Origin of the sequence: Williamsia sp. 1135, from assembly GCF_002095395.1 — a bacterium.
Taxonomy (GTDB): Bacteria; Actinomycetota; Actinomycetes; order Mycobacteriales; family Mycobacteriaceae; genus Williamsia.
Map to the genome: position 1 here is coordinate 1 of NZ_MJEI01000014.1, position 1710 is coordinate 1710.

A 1710-nucleotide genomic window follows, 5' to 3' on the forward strand; every position below is an offset into this window, starting at 1 on the left:
GTTGGCCGAGCAGCTCCTGGCTCAGGCCAAGGAGCAGGGCGTGGAGTTGATGGGCCCGAACGGACTCCTCAATCAGCTGACCAAAAACGTTCTGGAGACCGCGTTGGATGCGGAGATGACCGAGCACCTGGGCTATGAGAAGCATGATGCCGCCGGCCGGGGCAGCGGCAACTCGAGGAACGGTACCCGTTCGAAGACGGTGCTCACCGAGATCGGGCCGGTGGAGATTGAAGTGCCGCGTGACGTCGACTCTTCGTTCGACCCGCAGATCGTCAAGAAGAGACAACGCCGCCTTACAGGTATCGATGAGATCGTATTATCTTTGACTGCAAAGGGTTTGACGACCGGCGAGATATCTGCGCACTTTCAAGATATTGCGGAGCGTCGGTGTCGAAGGACACGATCTCACGTATCACCGACAAGGTCGTCGGGGAAATGACGGAGTGGCAGAACCGGCCACTTGATCGGGGGCAGTCTCTAGCGATCGTTGCGAATCGTGACCAGGAGATTGCCGATGCCACGTGGAGGACACAATCGCGCCTCGCTTGAGATCAAGCGGGATTACTTTGAACTGATACGGCAGGGATTGCCCGGCGCCGAAGCCGCGCGCCGGGTCGGCGTGTCACTGAGCTGCGGCTCCCTCTGGTTTATCGATGCTGGAAGCGTGAAAATATCCGAATCAAAACCCATCAGTTCGCGGTACTTCAGTCAGGACGACCGGATCGAGATTGCCGACGGGCTCAGCAACGGGGAGCCCGTCAAGGCGATAGCTGCCCGGATCGGGAAGAGCTACCAGAGTGTCTATCGGGAGATCTCACGCAACAAAAAGGCTGACGGCACCTACCAACCCTGGTACGCCCACAATCAAGCATTCGGGCGCCGGCGCCGCCCGAAAGAACGGATCATTGATACCGAGTCCAGATTGCGAAATGCCATCTCCGGCAAACTAACTGTCTGCTGGTCACCCGAACAGATCAGTCGCTGGCTGCGGCGCAGGTACCGCAATCAGCCTCAATGGCATGTCTGTGCGGAGACGATCTACGACGCCATCTACCGCGGCATCATCACGATTACTCAGACCACGTTGCGCACAGGCCGGGTCTACCGCCACAGACGTGGCCGGGGACGTTCCAAGGACGGCGCTCTCAAGCAGTCCACGTCGATGAAATCGATCCACGACCGACCCGCCGCGGCCGAGTCCCGCAAACAAGCCGGACACTGGGAAGGGGATCTGATCATCGGCGCAGGCCAAAAGTCGGCCATCGCCACCTTGGTCGATCGAAAGACCAGACTGACCAGGCTCGTGTATCTACCCGGTGACCACTGCGCGCAGACCGTCGCTGACGCGCTTATCGTCGCATTTGCTTCGCTGCCAACGCAATTGCGACGCACATTGACGTGGGACCAAGGCAATGAGATGTTCCAGCACGGCAGGATCGAGGCTGCGACCGGGCTGAACATCTACTTCGCCGACCCACACTCTCCATGGCAGCGAGGAACGAACGAATATACCAACAAGTTGCTACGGCAGTACTTTCCGAAGGGCACTGATCTCAGCCAGTGGAGTCAGGCGCACCTTGATCGAGTCGCCGCCGAGCTCAACCACAGGCCACGAAAAGAGCTTCAAGACCACACACCGCACCAACTCATGCAAGGATTACGCTACCAACTAAAAGCCCAAGGGATTCGCAACAATCCCTAGAATCTGCC

At 58.7% G+C, this 1710-nt stretch carries 1 protein-coding gene and 1 pseudogene; both read left to right on the plus strand.

The window, feature by feature from the left end; genetic code table 11:
• Position 1 precedes the first annotated feature (1 nt).
• Positions 2-465 (plus strand): annotated as a pseudogene (locus BFL43_RS00075) (transposase); the annotation flags it as partial.
• 31 nt (positions 466-496) lie between these two features.
• Positions 497-1702: an IS30 family transposase gene (locus BFL43_RS00080; protein WP_240497974.1), complete on the plus strand. Its 1206-nt coding sequence runs from the start codon at positions 497-499 to the stop codon at positions 1700-1702.
• The last annotated feature ends 8 nt before the right edge of the window (positions 1703-1710 follow it).